The organism is Nitratireductor sp. GCM10026969, from assembly GCF_042660605.1.
In the GTDB taxonomy this organism is placed as follows: domain Bacteria; phylum Pseudomonadota; class Alphaproteobacteria; order Rhizobiales; family Rhizobiaceae; genus Chelativorans.
In genome coordinates, this window is sequence record NZ_JBHSUM010000015.1 from 1 (window position 1) to 17,595 (window position 17,595).

General features: G+C 64.5%; 14 protein-coding genes. 7 read left to right on the plus strand and 7 right to left on the minus strand.

The genetic code is table 11. From position 1 onward, the window contains the following. Positions 1 to 137: 137 nt before the first annotated feature. From ACFP9U_RS05965 to ACFP9U_RS05975, 3 genes are read right to left on the minus strand one after another with little or no spacing between them, the layout of a single operon-like run. The gene (locus ACFP9U_RS05965; protein ID WP_378619777.1) at positions 138 to 1,214 is read right to left on the minus strand and encodes an imelysin family protein; all 1,077 of its coding nucleotides are present in this window, start codon (positions 1,212 to 1,214) and stop codon (positions 138 to 140) included. Next, the gene (locus ACFP9U_RS05970) at positions 1,215 to 2,732 is read right to left on the minus strand and encodes a di-heme oxidoredictase family protein (protein WP_378619779.1); all 1,518 of its coding nucleotides are present in this window, start codon (positions 2,730 to 2,732) and stop codon (positions 1,215 to 1,217) included. A gap of 59 nt (positions 2,733 to 2,791) precedes the next feature. Further along, positions 2,792 to 4,045, minus strand: coding sequence for an imelysin family protein (locus tag ACFP9U_RS05975; RefSeq protein WP_378619780.1), 1,254 nt, complete (start codon positions 4,043 to 4,045; stop codon positions 2,792 to 2,794). Between the two features lie 282 nt (positions 4,046 to 4,327). Between ACFP9U_RS05975 and ACFP9U_RS05980 the strand changes: the two genes are divergently transcribed. After that, positions 4,328 to 5,845, plus strand: a complete 1,518-nt coding sequence (locus tag ACFP9U_RS05980; protein WP_378619782.1) for a malonate--CoA ligase — start codon at positions 4,328 to 4,330, stop codon at positions 5,843 to 5,845. A gap of 33 nt (positions 5,846 to 5,878) precedes the next feature. On the opposite strand, the gene ACFP9U_RS05985 is transcribed toward ACFP9U_RS05980, so the two are convergent. From ACFP9U_RS05985 to ACFP9U_RS06000, 4 genes are all read right to left on the minus strand, one after another. Continuing rightward, the gene (locus ACFP9U_RS05985) at positions 5,879 to 8,653 is read right to left on the minus strand and encodes an ATP-binding protein (RefSeq protein WP_378619784.1); all 2,775 of its coding nucleotides are present in this window, start codon (positions 8,651 to 8,653) and stop codon (positions 5,879 to 5,881) included. Next, positions 8,653 to 8,916 (minus strand): hypothetical protein, encoded by a 264-nt coding sequence (locus ACFP9U_RS05990; RefSeq protein ID WP_378619785.1) that lies wholly within the window; start codon positions 8,914 to 8,916, stop codon positions 8,653 to 8,655. The genes ACFP9U_RS05985 and ACFP9U_RS05990 overlap by 1 nt, the downstream gene beginning before the upstream one ends. A gap of 1 nt (position 8,917) precedes the next feature. Continuing rightward, positions 8,918 to 9,304 carry a response regulator transcription factor gene (locus ACFP9U_RS05995; protein WP_322453638.1) on the minus strand — a complete coding sequence of 129 codons (387 nt, stop codon included), beginning with the start codon at positions 9,302 to 9,304 and terminating at the stop codon, positions 8,918 to 8,920. A gap of 70 nt (positions 9,305 to 9,374) precedes the next feature. Next, the gene (locus ACFP9U_RS06000; protein WP_378619787.1) at positions 9,375 to 10,823 is read right to left on the minus strand and encodes a helix-turn-helix domain-containing protein; all 1,449 of its coding nucleotides are present in this window, start codon (positions 10,821 to 10,823) and stop codon (positions 9,375 to 9,377) included. Positions 10,824 to 11,014: 191 nt separating this feature from the next. On the opposite strand from ACFP9U_RS06000, the gene ACFP9U_RS06005 reads away from it, so the two are divergent. From ACFP9U_RS06005 to ACFP9U_RS06030, 6 genes are all read left to right on the plus strand, one after another. After that, entirely contained in the window at positions 11,015 to 12,355 is a 1,341-nt protein-coding gene (locus ACFP9U_RS06005; RefSeq protein WP_378619789.1) for a substrate-binding protein, read from the plus strand. Positions 12,356 to 12,444: 89 nt separating this feature from the next. Then, entirely contained in the window at positions 12,445 to 13,470 is a 1,026-nt protein-coding gene (locus ACFP9U_RS06010; RefSeq protein ID WP_322453635.1) for a branched-chain amino acid ABC transporter permease, read from the plus strand. A gap of 1 nt (position 13,471) precedes the next feature. Beyond that, positions 13,472 to 14,614 carry a branched-chain amino acid ABC transporter permease gene (locus ACFP9U_RS06015; RefSeq protein ID WP_378619791.1) on the plus strand — a complete coding sequence of 381 codons (1,143 nt, stop codon included), beginning with the start codon at positions 13,472 to 13,474 and terminating at the stop codon, positions 14,612 to 14,614. Positions 14,615 to 14,623: 9 nt separating this feature from the next. Next, positions 14,624 to 15,382 carry an ABC transporter ATP-binding protein gene (locus ACFP9U_RS06020; protein WP_378619793.1) on the plus strand — a complete coding sequence of 253 codons (759 nt, stop codon included), beginning with the start codon at positions 14,624 to 14,626 and terminating at the stop codon, positions 15,380 to 15,382. Beyond that, positions 15,382 to 16,131, plus strand: a complete 750-nt coding sequence (locus ACFP9U_RS06025) for an ABC transporter ATP-binding protein (RefSeq protein ID WP_378619795.1) — start codon at positions 15,382 to 15,384, stop codon at positions 16,129 to 16,131. Before ACFP9U_RS06020 ends, ACFP9U_RS06025 begins: the two co-directional genes overlap by 1 nt. Before the next feature lie 561 nt (positions 16,132 to 16,692). Further along, positions 16,693 to 17,574, plus strand: coding sequence for a LysR family transcriptional regulator (locus tag ACFP9U_RS06030; RefSeq protein ID WP_378619840.1), 882 nt, complete (start codon positions 16,693 to 16,695; stop codon positions 17,572 to 17,574). Positions 17,575 to 17,595: the final 21 nt, after the last annotated feature.

Genomic DNA, 17,595 nt, shown 5'->3' on the forward strand with positions numbered 1-17,595 from the left:
GCCCGCGCGCGTCGACGACGGCGGCCTCGAACTGGCCGCCGTTCAGTCTTGCGCCGAGAAACAGCGCCTCTTCCGCCGCACCCGCCCCTGCGGGCGCAAAGGCCGCCCAGCCGGCGAGCGCCAGAAAAGTTCTGCGGTCAATCGCCGTCGAGTGCATTGAAGCCCATCGTCAATCCGATTGCGGCCGAAAGCTCTTCGCTGATGCTGCGGTTGGCGCCCTTGAGCGCCACGGCGGCATAGGTGATGCGGCTGCGGTCCTCTTCCTCCGCGAAGGCTGTCTCCGCCGGCGCCTGCACGTCGTTGACAGCGCCCAGCGCATGCTCCAGATCGAACAGAACCGTGTCGATGACAGCCCGGCGTTCCGTGTCGAGCCGGATGTCGAAGCCGGCCGACTGAAGGAGCGCCACCGTGCCCTCGATCTGCGCGCCGACCAGAGCGAAGGTGAGATCGGAGCGCCAGAACGGCGCGCGCCGGCCATTGGCCTTCGCGGCCTCGTCGCCCAGCGCCGGCAGAAGCTCGGCATCTCGGGCAAATTGCAGCGCGGTGCCCAGCGCCTTGACCACTTCACCCGCCACCTCCTTCGGTGAGCGGTAGAGGGCGTTGTCCGCGCCGGGCCCGGTGAACGCGGCGTGGAACGAAGAGCCCGGCGCCCAGGCGGCCTGGAGGGTTGCAGCACGATCGGCCAGATTGGCGGCGATCGCCGTGCCGTAACGGCAGCGGAAAGCGTCTCCCTCTCCGGCAAGCGCCTCGGAGTCCGAGCTGAACAGTACGAATTCGAGCGCCGGCAGGCCCTGGAGTGCCACGCTCTTTTCCTTGAGCGCTGAGGGATTTGCCGCCTGTTCGTCCTTTTCCGCGAGCAGGCCCTGCACCTGGCGCAGGGTCACCCCGCGCGGATCCGGCCAGAAGAAGATGTGCTCGAAGCGGTTTTCTTCGACAAGCGGCCCGAAGCGCAGGACCGAGACATAGGCCCAGGCCCTGATCGTGTCCGCGAAGGTCGCGTGCACGTCCGCAAGGGCAGCCTCGCCCGGTCTCGCGCAAAGCTCTTCCATCTTGCCGCGCAGTCGCCCCGTCACGCCGGCAAAACCGGCAAGGCTCGACGTGGCGTAGCGATCCGCAACGCGTGTGCCGATATCGGGCGGAACGTGCCCGGCTTCCTGTGCCTGCACCGGCAGGCTCAAGGCGAGGCCGAGGCAAAGAAGGAGCGTCTTCAGCATCTATAGCGACTCCAGGAAGCGGATGAGATTGTCGCGGTCAGCCTTGTCCATCTCCACCACCTTGTCGCGTGCGGCCTTTGCCTCGCCGCCGTGCCACAGAATCGCTTCCAGAAGCGTTCGCGCGCGGCCATCGTGCAGGAAGGTCGCCTCGCCGTGCACGGTCTTTGCAAGGCCGATCCCCCAAAGCGGCGGCGTACGCCATTCATAGCCGGTGGCGGTTCCTTCCGGCCGATGGTCGGCGAGACCCTCGCCCATATCGTGAAGCAGAAGGTCGGTGTACGGCCAGATGAGCTGGAAGGCGAGCGCGGGCACGGCGGCGTCCCGCCGGGTCACGAATTTGGGTCTGTGGCAGTTCGTGCAGCCCGCCTCGTAGAAGATCTGCTTGCCGGCGAGGACGTTCGGATCGTTCACCTCGCGGCGCGTGGGCACGGCCAGATTCTGCGAATAGAAGACCACGAGGTCGAAGAGGTCGGCCGGCACCTCCTCCGCGCCCAGATGCGGCTGGGCGCCATGGGGCAATTCGCGGCAGGCAGTTTCGGCTTTCGTGCATTCGCCCCAGTGGTCCGGCACCAGCGGCGTGGAAAGGCCCATGTCGCCGGAGAAGGCGTCGGCCGTCTGCTGCTCGACGCTCATGGCATTGCCCTTCCAGCCGAAGCGGCCGAGATGCCATTCGCCCGCCTTGTCGCGTACCCAGCGGGCGCGGCCGGAAATGCCGTCGCCGTCGGCGTCCTGCGGGTCCTCGCGGGCAAGAATGTCACCACGGTCGATCGCTTCCAGGAGCCCGAGACCGATCATCGGCGGGGCGACACGGGCTGAGAGCATGACGTCGGGATGCAGAGGTCCGAAACCCGGATTGTCGATGGAAAGCTTCGGCTTGCGAAGGCGCACGATTTCGCCGTCGCCGAGCCGCACGGGCACCTCCGCGTAGTCGATCCGCACGCGGCCTTCGGCCGGCAATCCGGCCACGGCAAAGTCCTGGAGCTGACCGCCATAGACCGGCTCGGGAACCGCGGAAAGGCGGCCGTCGCGAATGGCTTCTTCCTGTTTCTCCGTGGGCGGTACGGAGAGCCGCACGAGCAGGGAGACAGCCGCATCCTCCCGGCTCGCAGGCGCGTGGCCGCGCCCGTCCTTTATGTGGCAGGACTGGCAGGCACGCGCATTGAAGAGCGGCCCAAGCCCGTCGGAAGCCTGGGTCGAGGAGGGGGCGGACACCCACTCCTTGCGGAAAAGCCCGTTGCCGAGCAGGAAGCGCTGCTCGTCTTCGAACTTCAGATTGGCGGAGGGATGCGAGTAGGCGTCGGCGTTGACGCGCTTCGTGGAGGTCGCGGCACCTGCCTGCCTGCGCTCGAAACGCTCGGCGGCGGTGAAGTCCGTGGTCGGTCGCGTCACCTTTTCCACACGCGCACGATCCTTTTCGCTCAGATCGTCGCGCGGGGCCGGCGCCCGCGCCTCGACGGCGATGAGGGCGGTGAGGAATGCCGCTATGAGAGGCAGGAAAGATCGAACAGGAAAATGCATCGCACCGAGAGGCGGAAAGAGGGAGCCGCCGCGTCCAAAGGACGGGCGGCCCGGTCGTCTTATTGGAAGACGGCGTCGGGATTGTCCAGGCTGTCGGAGCCTTCGATCGTCACGCCGGATAGGTCGAGCGCGGCGATCGCGCGCTCCAGCGAGCGGGTCTGGCCGACGAGCCCGTCGATCACGGCCTGCACGGCCGCGTTGCCCTCGTCATTGCCTTCGCCGATCATCTGGTCGTAGGCCTCTGTCGTCTCGGCGCGCTTCTTGAGTGCCTCGGCGGCCGCGAACGTCGCGGTAAGCTTTGCTTCCACCTCGTCGGCCAGCGCCGGATCTCTCTGGCGTACGAGTTCTGCCAGGCTCGGACCTTCAACCGTCTTTCCGTTCGTGCGCTCGTAGCGGCCGAAATAGACGTTGTTGATGCCCGCAATGTCGTAATAGTGACTGTTGTGGGTGTTGTCGGAGAAGCAGTCATGCTCCTCTTCCGGATCGTTCAGGAGGAGCCCGAGCTTCATGCGCTCGCCCGCAAGCTCGCCATAGGAGAGCGATCCGAGGCCGGTCAGGATCGCCGTCAGTCCCGCATTCGGGTCATCGTCGGTCAGCGCCTTGCGTGCGGCGCCATCCTCCTGCCAGTTGGCCACCATCTCCTCCAGGTCGGAGACAAGCAGGCTTGCCGCGGCCGTCAGATACTGCGCACGGCGCTCGCAATGGCCGCCGGTGCAGTCTTCCGGATCGAAATCCGTGTAGGGACGCTCGCCGGCGCCCGGTCCCGTGCCGTTCAGATCCTGCCCCCACAAGAGGAATTCGACGGCGTGGTAGCCGGTCGCGACATTCGCCTCGATACCGCCCAGCTCATGAAGGGACTGGATGACGGCCGGCGTGATTTCGGAGACGTCGACGGTCTCGCCGCCCACGCTCACATGATCATTGGCAATAACATTGACCGTGTAGAAGGCGTTGACGTCGGACTCGGTGCCGTAGCTTGCGTCGACATAGTCGATCAGCCCCTCGTCCAGCGGCCAGGCATTCACCTTGCCCTCCCATTCGTCGACGATGGCGTTGCCGAAACGATAGGCCTCCGTCTGCTGGTAGGGGACACGGGAAGCAAGCCAGGCCTCGCGCGCGGCAGTCAGCGCCTCCTCCGAGGGTTCGGCGACCAGCGCCTCCACCGCACTCTGCAGTGAGCGTGCAGTCTCCAGGCTGTCCTCATAGCCGGCCAGCGCGATGTCGGCGTAGGTGTCGAGAATGGCCGACGGCTCCGCTGCATGAGCAGTGGAGATGCCGAGGCCGGCCAGGGCGACGGCAAACGAAAACTTCATCGGAACCCTCCAGGTATTATTTCTGTGCAATGCGACGGCAGAAGCCATAGAGACTCCGCTCAACGGTATCAATAGTGGAGTGGGTATATCATGTTTCTTTCATCCGGACTATCGTTCGGCGCCACATGCCCTCACTGGAATCTTGAATTTCAGCAATTTACCCTTCCTTGCCTTTCCGCCGGCTTCGACATGGCCGACCGTTCGGTTGCAGAGGCGCCATGTGTCGGCTGTAAGCGTTTCCGGCTGTGCTGAAGCCGGCAGTGAATCGAAGGAGTCCGCTTCATGAGCAATCACCTGTTCGACGCCATCCGCGATGCGACAGCAAATCGCGAGGCGATGCTCATCGATGTGCCGGGCGATCGCCGCTGGACCTATCGGGATATGCTGGATGAAACCGCGAAACTGGCGGCGGCGCTCGTCGAGCTTGGTGTCACGCCCGGGGACCGCGTTGCGGCACAGGTGGAAAAGAGCGCTCAGGCCGTGATGCTCTATCTCGCCTGCCTCAGGGCGGGGGCCGTCTACCTGCCCCTCAACACCGCCTACACACTGGCCGAGCTCGACTACTTCATCGGCGATGCCGAGCCGAGGCTGGTCGTCGTATCGCCCGACGCGGCAAGGAATGTCGCCGTGATCGCCGCCAGGCGGAGCACAAGCATGGAAACGCTCGACCGCCAAGGAGGCGGCACACTCATGCAGCGCGCGAGCGCCGCCGGGCGTGCGTTCGCGGACGTGCCGCGCGGTCCCGACGACCTGGCCGCCATCCTTTACACCTCGGGCACGACCGGGCGCTCGAAGGGGGCGATGCTTTCCCATGACAATCTCCTGTCCAATGCCGTGACGCTGCGCGACATCTGGCGCTTCACGGCAAAGGACAGGTTGATCCACGCCCTGCCCATCTTCCACACGCACGGGCTCTTCGTGGCGACCAACGTCGTCCTTCTATCGGGTGCTTCGATGTTTTTCCTGCCCGCTTTCGACGCCGAGGAAATCCTGCGGCTGCTGCCTCAGGCGACCACGTTTATGGGCGTGCCGACCTTCTATGTCCGCCTTCTGCAGCACGAAGGTCTCACCCGCGAGGCAGCAGCCAATATGCGCCTTTTCATCTCCGGCTCCGCGCCGTTGCTCGCCGAGACGCACCGCCGGTTCCGTGAGCGCACGGGTCACGCCATTCTCGAGCGCTACGGCATGACCGAAACCAACATGAACACCTCCAATCCCTATGAGGGCGAGCGGGTTGCCGGCACGGTCGGTTTCCCCCTGCCGGGTGTGGAATTGCGCATCACCGATCCTGAAACGGGCGAATTGCTGGAGCAGGGCGAGGTGGGCATGATCGAGGTGCGCGGCCCCAACGTCTTCAAGGGGTATTGGCGCATGCCGGAAAAGACGAAAGCCGAGTTCCGCGAGGACGGCTTCTTCATCACCGGCGACCTCGGCAGGATCGATGAAGCGGGCTATGTCCACATCGTCGGGCGCGGCAAGGACCTGGTGATTTCCGGCGGCTACAACGTCTATCCCAAAGAGGTCGAGACGGAGATCGACCGGGTTCCGGGGGTTGTTGAAAGCGCGGTTATCGGTGTCCCGCACCCTGATTTCGGCGAGGGCGTGACGGCGATTGTGGTCGTAAGGCCGGAGGCGGCGGTCGACGAACGGACGCTCTTGGGCAGCCTCAAGGACCGGCTTGCCCGCTACAAGCAGCCCAAGCGCGTCCTTTTCGTCGACGAACTGCCGCGTAACACGATGGGCAAGGTGCAGAAGAACGTGCTGCGCGAGAGGTATCTCAGCCTCTATGAAGATACATGATCCGGGTTTGGTGCAAGCCTGTGCTCTTTCGCGTTACGGGCGGGAATTGACGGCGCCGGACTCTGCGTCTTCGTGTGCACGGTCGAGCACGTCGCGCGACGAGGCGGCCGGCGATGGCGTTGATGCAGCCTGCGTCGTCCTGAGCCCCACCGTGAATCTGGCGCCGCCCAGCCTGCTTTCGGAAAGCGTCAGCGTACCGCCCATGTTTTCGACGATCTGACGGCTGATGGCCAGTCCCAGCCCCGTGCCGACCTGCCGCGGTATCGGCCCGCGCGAGAACTTGACGAAGATGCGCTCGCGCTCCGACTTGGGAATGCCCGGCCCGTTGTCATCCACGTGTGCTTCGTAGACGCCTTTGCGGGCCACGCTTTTGACGGTGACGAGCGGGTCGCGGGCCGTGTTGTACTTGATGGCGTTGGAGATGAGGTTGATGAAGACCTGAGCGAGCTGGTCGCGATTGCCTTCGACCACCGCGCGTCGGGCGCGGCCCGTCCGTTTCAGCGTCACCCCTTCGGAACGGGCGAGCGCCTCGCAACTCGCCATGGCAAGGTCGAGCGCGGCGTCCGGATCGAAGGGTTCGACCTCCCATTCGACGCCGCCATTCTCCATCCGGTTCAGGTGCAGAATGCTGTCCAGAAGCCTGGTGAGCCTGATGCTCTCGTCCTGGATGATCTGCAGGAAGCGTCGCCGCCGGCCCTCGCCGAGGTCCGGGGTCGAAAGCAGGATGTCGCTGAAGGAGCGGATCGACGTCATCGGTGTCCTCAACTCATGGCTCACCTGGCTCAGAAACTCGTCCTTCTGCACGTCGATTTCGCGAAGCTGCTGGTTGGCACGGGCAAGCTCCGCGGCGGCCTCCTCGACTTGGCGCGACTTCCGTTCGAGTTCGGCCGAATAGGCGCGGATCTGCTCCGTTTCGTCGGCCAGGCGTTTCAGTTCGTCGACGCTGATCGTCTCGCTCGTCACGACACTGGAAACGAGGGAGCGTGCCGTTGCCGCGCCGACATTGGCCGCCAGCCGTTGCTCGACCAGCGAGATGAGCTCGTCGCTCGCCGTCGTCGCCCGGTCCGCCGGCTCCGTCAGCGCGAAAAGCTCCAGCGCCTCGGCGGGCCCGAGGATGCGATCGGCGATGCGCCGCAGATCGGCGATCCGCGCGGTACGGCGGATGATGCTCACCTCGCCCTCGGTTCGCCGGCGGAAGACATCGATGAAGAGGCGCGCCTGGTATCGCGCAAGCGGCGTCGGCTCGGACAGGATGGAGACACCGATGAACAGCGCGACGTTGAAGAACATGCTCCAGAAGACGGCGTGAACGAGCGGATCCATGCCGGCAAGGCCGAACAGCGCCTGCGGCTTGAGAAGGCCGATCTCCCACGGCCCGTGCGTGATGATCGACGCCGGCATCAGGAACGTTCCGCCGAAGCTCGGGAGGAAAAGCGTGTAGCCCCACACGAGGAAGCCTGCCGCGAGCCCCGCGAGCGCCCCTCCGTGAGTGGCCCTGCGCCAGTAGAGGCCGCCGACGAGGCTCGGCAGGAATTGCGCCACCCCGCAAAAGGAGATGAGGCCGATGGAGGCGAGCGCGCTCCCGGTGCCGCTCAGCTTGAAATAGATGAAGCCCAGGAAGACGATGAAGACGATGCTGATGCGGCGCGCGCCGAGAATGAAGCCGCGCATGGCCTGCCCGCTCTCGGAGGGAGCGATGGAAAAGCGCAGCGCCAGCGGCATGATGATGTGGTTGGAGATCATCGTCGAAAGCGCGATGGACGAGACGATCACCATGGAGGTCGCCGAGGAGAAGCCGCCCAGGAAGGCAAGCAGCGCGATCGTGTTGCGGTCGGCGCTGAGCGGAAGCGTGAGCACGAAGAGATCCGGATTGGTGTTTTCGGGAAGCAGGTTCAGCCCGGTCACGGCGATCGGCACGACGAAAAGGCAGATGAGCAGAAGATAAAGCGGGAAAAGCCAGGAGGCGGTGCGAAGCTGTCTTTCACTTGAATTCTCCACCACCGTCACCTGGAACTGGCGCGGCAGGCAGATAACGGCGGCGCCGGCGAGAAAGCAGAGTGTGAGCCACCGCATGCCGAAGGTCTCGTCGGGGTTGGTGAGGCTCACCGGCGCGTTGTCGAAGGCAGCGGCGGGCGTGTCCTGCAGGCCGAAGACGACCCACAGCCCGACGGTCAGGAGAGCGACCAGCTTGACGACGGCTTCCAGCGCAATGGCCGCGATGACGCCGTGATGGCGCTCGTTCACGTCGATGTTGCGCACGCCGAACATGATGGAGAAGACACACAGGCCCGCCGCCAGCCAGAAGGTGGTCGTGAAGTCCGGCTCGAGGTTGATCTTGGCCGCCGTCACCGCGCCGGCGGGGAATGTGATGACCTGGAAGCTCGCCGTCAGCGCCTTGAGCTGGAGCGCGATATAGGGCGCCGTCGCGATGAGCGCGATCACGGTGACGAGCGCGCCGAGCGCGGGGTCCTTGCCGAAGCGCGCCGAGATGAGATCGGCGATCGAGGTGGTGTGGTAGACGCGGCCGATGGTAACCAGCTTGCGCAGGAAGACCCACCAGCCAACGAAGACGATCGTCGGGCCGAGATAGATGGTGGCGAACTCGAATCCGCTGCGTGCCGCCGAACCGACGGCGCCGAAGAACGTCCAGGACGTGCAGTAGATCGAGATCGACAGCGTGTAGACGAGGGGCGAGGAGAGCCAGCCGCCGGGATCCCTGCGCGCGCGCCGGTCGCCGGCGAAGGCCACCGCGAACAGGATGGCGACATAGCCGAGGCAAACCAGGATGACGACGTCGGTGGGAAGCATCAGCGCCTCTCACCGTCGAGTGGGCGGCGCGGCTTGTCTCCGGGCGCCTCGCCCTCGGCCAGGCGCCGCGACAGGAGGAAGGCTGCGAACACCACCGCGGTCCAGACCCCGAAGAGATAGACGACGATCAGCGGTATGCCGGCGATTGTGGCCGGAGCGGTGAAGATCAGCACGATGGGCGGCGCCAGGAGAACGGCCGCCAGGAAGGGCAGCACCTTAGCCGCGTCCCGCGCGCCACGTCCGCCTGTTTCGATCTCGCTCATTTCACATTCCGGTCAGCTTCCTCACCTGCGCCACCACCTCGGCATTGGAAAAGGGTTTCGTGATGTAGGCGCTGGCGCCGCTCGATATGGCCATGTCGCGGTCGCTCGATTGGCCCTTCGCCGTCAAAACGACGACCGGAAGTGCGGCAAGCCCCGGCTCCTCGCGCACCGCCCTCAGAACGTCGAAGCCGTCCATGCCAGGCAGCATGATGTCGAGAATGACTGCGGCAAAGGGTTCGCGCCGCAGCCTTTCGAGCGCAGCGGCCCCGTTCGAGACGACATCAACCGCGAATCGCGCCCGTTCGAGAATGAAACGTAGCGATTCAACGATGTTCGGCTCGTCCTCGATTATTAGAATACGTTGCGAAGACAGACCCGATCCTCCCATGGCTCCTCCCACTGCAGTATATGGCCCACGCTCACGTGAACATAGTCCCTTCTTCCTGCATGCTTATCTCTCACGCGATCAGCGGCGCCTCCTGGCGGTGGGTGCAGTTCGTGCGTGGGCACAGCCGACACACCGTCCCCACGGGAATGGTGGCGCGCGCCCGGTCGAGGCCGTCTCCATAGACGACGTTCTCGGCCTCGTGTGCCGGGCAGGCGAGCATGATCGACAGCAGCTTGCGCGGATGCCCCACTTTTGCCGACTGCTTCTCCACCGCGCGCGCGAAGAAGAGAAAACCGTCGCCGGAAGGCAGTTCGCCGAAGCAGCGCGCCGTCGTGCCGGGCGTCTGGAAGGCGCCGTAGACGGGCCACATCGGACAGGCGGTGCCGTAGCGCGGCAACGGAAGTCCCGGCAGCGGCAGGCGCTTGGTCACATATCCGGAGGCGTCCGAGCGCATATAGGCGAAACGGACTCCGGCGGCACCCGGCCGGCGCAGCGTGGCAAGGCGATGGGCGGCCTGCTCGTAGGACACCCGGAAGCGGCGGGAGAGCTGATCGAGATCGTAGCGGCACGCTTCGGCCACTTCCAGGAAACGTTCGTAGGGCATGAGGAAAGCGCCGGCCACATAGCTGATGAGTGCGGCGCGCGCAAGCGCGCGGGCTTCCTCGGTCGGAAGCGCGGGGTGGGCATTGACGATCGTGTTGACCGCCTCTTCCGCCACGCGGCCGGCGAGCACCCGCGTGGCGGCAAAGCGGGCGCTTTCAGCCCTGGCGGGAACCGAAGCCGTATCGTTCCCTTCAGGGGGTATTTCCAGGGCGAGAGCCTCCCGCCGGTATTCGTCGGCCAACGTCTCCAGTTCCGGAAAATAATTGTCCGACTGGAAGATGAAGGCGTCGACGTGCTCCATCGACGTGGCCGAGCGCACGCGCATGGTGGAATTGTCGAAGAAGTCGAGCAGGGCGCGTGCCGTCTGTGTGAGACGCGCACCGTCGGCCGCGATGATCGCCAGGAAGCGTTCGCGGTCGGCCGGGGCGAGGTCGTCCGCGCTGCCGAGGATTTCCGCCGCAGAGCTGACGGAAGTGACGCTTGTCAGCATCCGGTGCACGCTTTCGCCGAGAAACGGATCGTGGTTGAGCCGGTCGGCCAGTGCCAGCACGGCCTCGCTCTGGTCGTTGAACGCCCGGTAGAGCCCGAGGATCAACTCCGCCCATTCCGGGTGCCGGCCGACGAGATCCTCCGTGGCGCGGGCGCGCGGTCCTTCGCCGCCGATGCGCGGATCGGTGGCGAGTTCCTCCAGCGATTCGACCAGGCGGCGTTCGGCAAGCCCGTCGAGCTCCGATGGCGATACCCCCAGTTCCGCCCCCAACTTGACGAGCAGCATACCGGCGGCGGAGCGCTTGTCGCTCTCGATGAGATTGAGATATGAGGCCGAGATGCCGACCCGATCCGCCAGCGCGCTCTGGGTCAGGCCTGCTTTCCTGCGGAAGGAGCGGATCTTAAGCCCGGTCAGGTTACGCGCCACGAGCTTTCCTCCTCCTCCTCCTCATGATCTGTAAATACCTTACACAGAATCGTATCGCAATATGAATATATTTACAAAAATATCCATTCATACCAAATACTTATTGAAAAATTGACGAATACGGCGATAACTTGCGCCAGGTGGCGCGCATCCTGCCGGATGTTGCGTTCAACCAGCCAAGGGAGGAATTGATGACATTTGACAGGATCACCCGGCGTGTCTTCCTGCGAGGCAGCGCGGTGGCGGGCGCCGGTCTGGCGATGCCGACCATCTTCACCAGCGCTTCGCGGGCGCAGGACTTCTGCAACGCCCCGACAGGCGCGAATCTCGTGCTCGGCTTCAACGTTCCGCAGACCGGCCCCTACGCGGACGAAGGCGCCGACGAACTCCGCGCCCTCAAGCTCGCTGTCCAGCATCTGAACGGCGAGGGTGACGGCGGCATGCTGAACACCTTCAAGGGCACGGCGCTTAAGGGCGACGGCGTCCTGGGCAAGAAGGTGACCTTCGTCACCGGCGACACGCAGACCAAGTCCGATGCTGCGCGTGCCTCGGCCAAGCGCATGATCGAGAAGGACGGCGCGCTGATGATCACCGGCGGCTCGTCCTCCGGTGTCGCCGTCGCCGTGCAGTCGCTGTGCCAGGAATCCGGCATCATTTTCATGGCCGGCTTGACGCATTCCAACGACACCACCGGCAAGGACAAGAAGCGCAACGGCTTCCGCCACTTCTTCAATGCCTACATGTCCGGCCAGGCACTCGGGCCGGTGCTGGCCGAGGCCTACGGCAAGGACCGCAAGGCCTATCATCTGACCGCCGACTATACCTGGGGCTGGACCCAGGAGGAATCGATCAAGAATGCCACCGAGGCCCTCGGCTGGGAAACGGTGCAGGCCGTGCGCACGCCGCTCGGCGCCGGCGACTTCTCGCAGTACATCACGCCGGTCCTCAATTCGGGCGCCGACGTGTTGATCCTGAATCACTACGGCAAGGACATGATCAACTCGCTGACCCAGGCCGTCCAGTTCGGGATGCGCGACAAGCAGGTCAACGGCAAGGATTTCCAGATCGTCGTGCCGCTGTTCTCCGAATTGATGGCGCAGGGCGCCGGCGATGCGATCAAGGGCATCTACGGCACCGCCAACTGGGATTGGAAGCTGGAGAACGAAGGCACCAAGGCCTTCACCAAGTCCTTCGGGCAGGAATACGGCCAGCCGCCGTCACAGGCGGCGCAGACCTGCTACGTGCAGACACTGCTCTATGCCAACGCCTGCGAAGCTGCCGGCACGTTCAATCCCGAGGGCGTGGTGGAAGCGCTTCAGGATTTCGAGTTCGACGGGCTGGGCAACGGCCCGACGCTCTATCGCGGCGCCGACCACCAGTGCTTCAAGCCGGTGCTCGTGGTGCAGGGCAAGGAGGATCCCAAGGACAAGTACGACCTGCTGCAGGTCGTCAGGGAAGTGCCGACGGAACAGGTCATGTACGACCCGTCCATCTTCGGCGGCGAACTCGGCCCCGTCAGCAACAAGTGCTGACGATCTCCCGGGGGGAAGAAGGCCGGGCGGCGCAGTTTCGCCCGGCCTTTACGCTCTCTTCGTCGCGGCGGGTGGCAAGGGTAAACTGAATGGACGCGTTCCTTCTGCAACTGCTCAACGGACTGGACAAGGGCGGAGCCTACGCGCTGATCGCGCTGGGGCTGACGCTCGTCTTCGGCACGCTCGGAGTCGTCAACTTCGCGCACGGCGCGCTGTTCATGCTCGGCGCCTTCGTCGCCGTTCTCGTCAACCGGCTTCTGAGGCTGGAGACGGTGACGGTCGACCCTGACCAGCTCACCCCCTGGGGCTCCCCGATGGAAATCCGCACGCCCCTGGTGCAGGCGTGGCTCGGCGACTTCGGGGCGTTCCTGCTGCAATATTCGGTTCCGCTGTCGCTCCTAGTCGCCGTTCCGGTCATGCTGCTCTTCGGCGTGGCAATGGAGCGCGGGCTGATCCGCTTCTTCTATCGCCGCCCGCATGCCGAGCAGATCCTGGTCACCTTCGGTCTCGCCATTGTGCTGCAGGAGGTGATCAAGGCATTCTTCGGCGCGAATCCGATCCCCGTGAGCGCCCCCGGCGCCTTCTCGGGTAGCGCCGATGTCGGGGCGTGGCTGGGGCTCGGAGCCGGCGTCTACTATCCCTGGTGGCGGTTGGTCTATCTCGCCTTCTCCATTCTGATGGTGTTCCTGGTGATCGCCTTCCTCCAGTTCACCACCTGGGGAATGGTGGTGCGCGCCGGCATGCAGGACCGGCAGACGGTCGGGTTCCTGGGCATCAACATCCAGCGTCGCTTCACCGTCGTATTCGGTATCGCCGCCGCGGTCGCCGGCATGGCGGGCGCCATGTACACGCCCATCGTGCCGCCCGACTATCATCTCGGCATGGATTTCCTGGTGCTTTCCTTTGTGGTCGTGGTGGTCGGCGGCATGGGCTCGGTGGCTGGCGCGGTGCTGGCGGGTTTCCTGCTCGGCATCCTGCAAAGCTTCGCCTCGATGAACGAGGTGAAAGACTTGCTGCCGGGCATCGACCAGGTGGTGATTTATCTCGTGGCGGTGGTGATCCTTCTCGTGCGGCCGAGAGGCCTCATGGGCCGTCGCGGAGTGATGGAAGACTGACATGCAGATGACGACGCTCCGCCAGGAAGTTCTGTTCATGACCGCGTTCACCATCGCGGTGCTCACCATGCCGGTCTGGCTCGATCCGGTGGGCGCGAACTATCCCGATCTCCTGCAGAAATTCGCGATCTACGGGATCTTCGCCATCGGTTTCAACATCCTGTTCGGCCTGACCGGCTATCTGTCCTTCGGCCATGCCGCCTTCCTCGGCATTGGCTCCTATGCGGCGGTCTGGTCGTTCAAGCTGCTCACCATGAACGTCGTGCCGGCCGTGATATTCGCCGTCATCCTGTCGGGCCTCTTCGCCGCCGTGATCGGCTATGTCAGCCTACGACGCTCCGGCATCTATTTCTCCATTCTCACGCTCGCCTTCGCGCAGATGTCCTATAACCTCGCCTATTCGGTCCTCACGCCGGTCACCAATGGCGAGACGGGCCTGCAACTCGCACTCGGCGACCCGCGGATCCTTGACCGCCTGTCCGGCGCCGCCGCCGCGCCGGGGATTCCGTTTCCGAGCTTCTTCGGCATAGACATGGACGGCTATGCCGGCTTCTATTTCTGTGCCGCGCTCCTCATCATCTGCTTTTTCCTCGCCATGCGCATCGCCCACTCGCCCTTCGGCATGAGCCTGCGCGCCATCAAGTCGAACCAGAGCCGCATGGGATATACGGGCTTCAACACGCGCCCCTACACGCTCGCCGCCTTCGTCGTCTCGGGCATGTATGCGGGCCTTGCCGGGGCGCTGCTGGCGGTGACCGACCCGCTCGCGGGGGCGGAGCGCATGCAGTGGGCCGCCTCGGGCGAGGTCGTGCTGATGACCATCCTGGGTGGTGCCGGCACGCTGGTCGGGCCCGTCATCGGTGCGGGGGTGATCAAGTATTTCGAAAACATCTTCTCGGCCTATCACGAGGCGCGGCTGCACGCGGTCTATTCCTTCCTGCCTGACGGGCTGCAGGACTTCTTCGTCGCCATCACCGCCCCGTTCGTCGGCGAGGGATGGCTGCTTACCCTCGGCGTCATCTTCATGCTCATCGTCACCTTCCTGCCGGGAGGGCTGATGGAAGGCGCGCGCCGGATCCGCGCACTCTTCACCCGGCGCAAGCAAACCGCCGCCGAGCCGACCAAACTTGCAACGGCGAAGTAGGAGGCTCAGATGCAAAACGCGGTTCTCCACATTGCCGACGTCAACAAGAATTTCGGCGGCCTGCGCGCGCTTTCGAACATCGACCTGCAGGTGATGGAGGGCATGACGCATGCTATCATCGGGCCGAACGGGGCCGGAAAGTCGACGCTGCTGAACGTCTGCATCGGGCGGCTCGCGCCCGACAGCGGCGCTGTCGTCTTCGACGGCGAGGTGATCACCGGGAAGCGCCCGTACGAGATCAACCAGCTCGGCGTGGCGCGCGTGTTCCAGACGCCGGAGATCTTCCCCGACCTGTCGCTCCTGCAGAACGTCATGATCCCGGCTTTCGCCAGGCGCGACGGCGCCTTCCGCCTGAACGCTTGGCAGGTCGCCGCTCGCCAGGGCGAATTGATCGAGGAGGCGGAGCACTGGCTGGAGGATGTCGGCCTGGTCGAGCAGAAGGACCGGCTGGCGTCGAACCTGTCACGGGGCGACAAGAGACGGCTGGAGCTTGCCATGGGGCTTGTCCAGAAGCCGCGCCTGCTCCTGCTCGACGAACCGACTGCGGGTATGTCGCGGCACGACACCAACGCCACGATCGACCTGCTCCAGAAAATCAAGAAGCGCGGAATGACCAAGGTCATCATCGAGCACGACATGCATGTGGTCTTCTCGCTGGCCGACCGGGTGACCGTGCTGGCGCAGGGTGCCGTCATCGCCGACGGCAAGCCTGACGAGGTGCGCGGCAATCCGGTCGTTCAGGAAGCCTATCTCGGAGGATCCCACTGATGGACGCCATGACGAACGCCGAGGCCCGGACGGCCGTCAGGACGTCGCCCTTCTTCAGCGTGTGCGACATTCATTCCTATTACGGTGAGAGCTACATCGTGCAGGGCGTGAGCTTCGATATCGAAGAAGGCGATATCGTCGCGCTCCTGGGCCGCAACGGCGCGGGCAAGACCTCGACCCTGCGCACACTCGCCCGCGCTTCCGACCCGGAGCTTAAAGGCGGTGAAATCTGGCTGCGGGACGAGCCGGTCCATAAATACCGCGACTACCAGGCCGCCGCTGCCGGCATCCAGATCGTCCAGGAGGACCGGCGCATCATCCCGGGCCTGACGGTGGAGGAAAACCTGCAGCTTGCCCAGATCGCGAAGCCGAAGGGCTGGCCCATCGAGAAGATCTACGACCATTTCCCGCGCCTGGCGGAGCGGCGCCATCAGGAAGGCATCACCCTTTCGGGCGGCGAGCAGCAGATGCTGGCCGTCGCCAGGGCGCTTGCCCGCGAGGTCAAGCTGCTGTTGCTGGACGAGCCCTATGAGGGGCTGGCGCCGGTGATCGTGCGCGAGATCGAAGGCATCGTCCGCCAGATCAAGGAACTCGGCATCACCACGATCATTGTCGAGCAGAACGCGATTGCCGCGCTGGAGCTTGCCGACCGTGCCCTGATCCTCGACATGGGCCAGATCGTCTTCGAAGGATCGGCATCCGCCGTCCTGGAGGACCCCGAACTGCGCAACGAATATCTGGCGATTTGATAAGGCGGTCCGGACCGTCAGCGGCCGCTGACTCCATACCGCTCTGAAGGAAGCGGTTTATCCGACACGTCCACATGCGGCTTACCATGCGTTCCATTTTGCTGCGGCGACCCTTGGTGTTGCCGCCGGCGTGCCGCCGCCCGGGCGGACGGCAGCGGAACCAGGGGTCGCGCCTATCCCCATTCCGGCGAATCGATTGCCAGGGCCGCTGCACGACGGCCGGCCGGGGAGTGTACGAATGGTGGGTGTGGTCGATTGGCCACAGTCTGCGGATAGGCTTTGCCGAACGATTGCAAACGGCAAAGTGGATGCTGAAATAGGGAGCGTATTTCAGCAGCGAGGTCTCATGCCTCCTTGATGGAAAATCGCAGCGACTATGCACCGTAAGCGACCGTTCCGGCTTAAAACCCGGGACGCCGCCCTTCCTTAAAATACAAGATCAAGACCCGCGCGTGACCGGCGGTGGCAGATCTGGATCGATCCGGCGCACCTTGTTCCGGGTCCCTGACGATCATCGGCCGGATCTGCGTCCAGCAGCTAAGGAGCAGCGCGTTGCAGACAATGGTACTGAAGAGCTTTCTTGTTGTTGTCGAAGAGGAAAGTTTCTCGGCTGCTGCGAAACGCCTCGGAATCTCGAAAAGCGTTTGCAGCAAATATATCTCTGGCCTCGAGGCGGAACTGGGCGTCCGTCTGCTCACACGCTCGACCCGTTCGGTCAGGCCGACGGCGCTTGGTCGCCAATATTTCGAGAAGGTCAGGACCATCCTCGCCGAGCTGGAGGCGGCCAACGATTCCGTACGCGACCAGTCGGGCAAGGTCGGCGGCCAACTGAAGATCGGCACGCCGATCACCTACACCCTGTGCACTCTCCGGCCGCTCGTTCTTCGCTTCATGAAGGAGTACCCCGACGTGCGCCTCGAATTGGTGCTCGACGATCGTCACCATGACCTGATCGGGCAGGGCTTTGATGCCGCGATCAGCATTGGTGAACTCGACAATTCCAGCCTCATCGCCAGGCGCCTGCATGGTTCGCGCCTGCAGGTGGTGGCGTCTCCGGATTATCTCGCCGCTCACGATGTGCCGGAGCATCCCCGCGACCTGGCGCGTCATCGCAGCCTCTACTACACCAACGTATCCGGCGCGGAGACCTGGACCTTTCATGCCGGCAGCGGGGTCATCCACCAGAAGATCGCGCCGGTCTTCAGCTCCAACAACGGTGATATGATCCGCTCGGCGGCGCTCGACGGGCTTGGCGTGTCCAGCCTGCCGGAGTTTCTTGTCGCCGACGATCTGCGTGAAGGCCGCCTTGTCCGGTTGCTTGCGAGCTACGAACAGCCGGAGCTGCCGATCAATCTCGTCTACCCGTCGCGGAAGCTTGCTACGGCCGCACTGAACGCCTTCCTTGAAACGATCCAGCGCTCCTACGTCAGACAGGCCGCTTAGCGCGTGCTCGCCCGCCTCTGC

Excerpts from the sequence above, each read along its gene's own strand:
- ACFP9U_RS06010 (WP_322453635.1), top strand. The coding sequence starts at position 12,445 with ATGGACGCGTTCCTTCTGCAACTGCTCAACGGACTGGACAAGGGCGGA.
- ACFP9U_RS05990 (WP_378619785.1), bottom strand. The coding sequence starts at position 8,916 with ATGAGCGAGATCGAAACAGGCGGACGTGGCGCGCGGGACGCGGCTAAG.
- ACFP9U_RS05965 (WP_378619777.1), bottom strand. The coding sequence starts at position 1,214 with ATGCTGAAGACGCTCCTTCTTTGCCTCGGCCTCGCCTTGAGCCTGCCG.
- ACFP9U_RS05995 (WP_322453638.1), bottom strand. The coding sequence starts at position 9,304 with ATGGGAGGATCGGGTCTGTCTTCGCAACGTATTCTAATAATCGAGGAC.
- ACFP9U_RS06030 (WP_378619840.1), top strand. The coding sequence starts at position 16,693 with ATGGTACTGAAGAGCTTTCTTGTTGTTGTCGAAGAGGAAAGTTTCTCG.
- ACFP9U_RS05980 (WP_378619782.1), top strand. The coding sequence starts at position 4,328 with ATGAGCAATCACCTGTTCGACGCCATCCGCGATGCGACAGCAAATCGC.
- ACFP9U_RS06015 (WP_378619791.1), top strand. The coding sequence starts at position 13,472 with ATGCAGATGACGACGCTCCGCCAGGAAGTTCTGTTCATGACCGCGTTC.
- ACFP9U_RS05975 (WP_378619780.1), bottom strand. The coding sequence starts at position 4,045 with ATGAAGTTTTCGTTTGCCGTCGCCCTGGCCGGCCTCGGCATCTCCACT.
- ACFP9U_RS05970 (WP_378619779.1), bottom strand. The coding sequence starts at position 2,732 with ATGCATTTTCCTGTTCGATCTTTCCTGCCTCTCATAGCGGCATTCCTC.
- ACFP9U_RS06025 (WP_378619795.1), top strand. The coding sequence starts at position 15,382 with ATGGACGCCATGACGAACGCCGAGGCCCGGACGGCCGTCAGGACGTCG.
- ACFP9U_RS06020 (WP_378619793.1), top strand. The coding sequence starts at position 14,624 with ATGCAAAACGCGGTTCTCCACATTGCCGACGTCAACAAGAATTTCGGC.
- ACFP9U_RS06005 (WP_378619789.1), top strand. The coding sequence starts at position 11,015 with ATGACATTTGACAGGATCACCCGGCGTGTCTTCCTGCGAGGCAGCGCG.
- ACFP9U_RS05985 (WP_378619784.1), bottom strand. The coding sequence starts at position 8,653 with ATGCTTCCCACCGACGTCGTCATCCTGGTTTGCCTCGGCTATGTCGCC.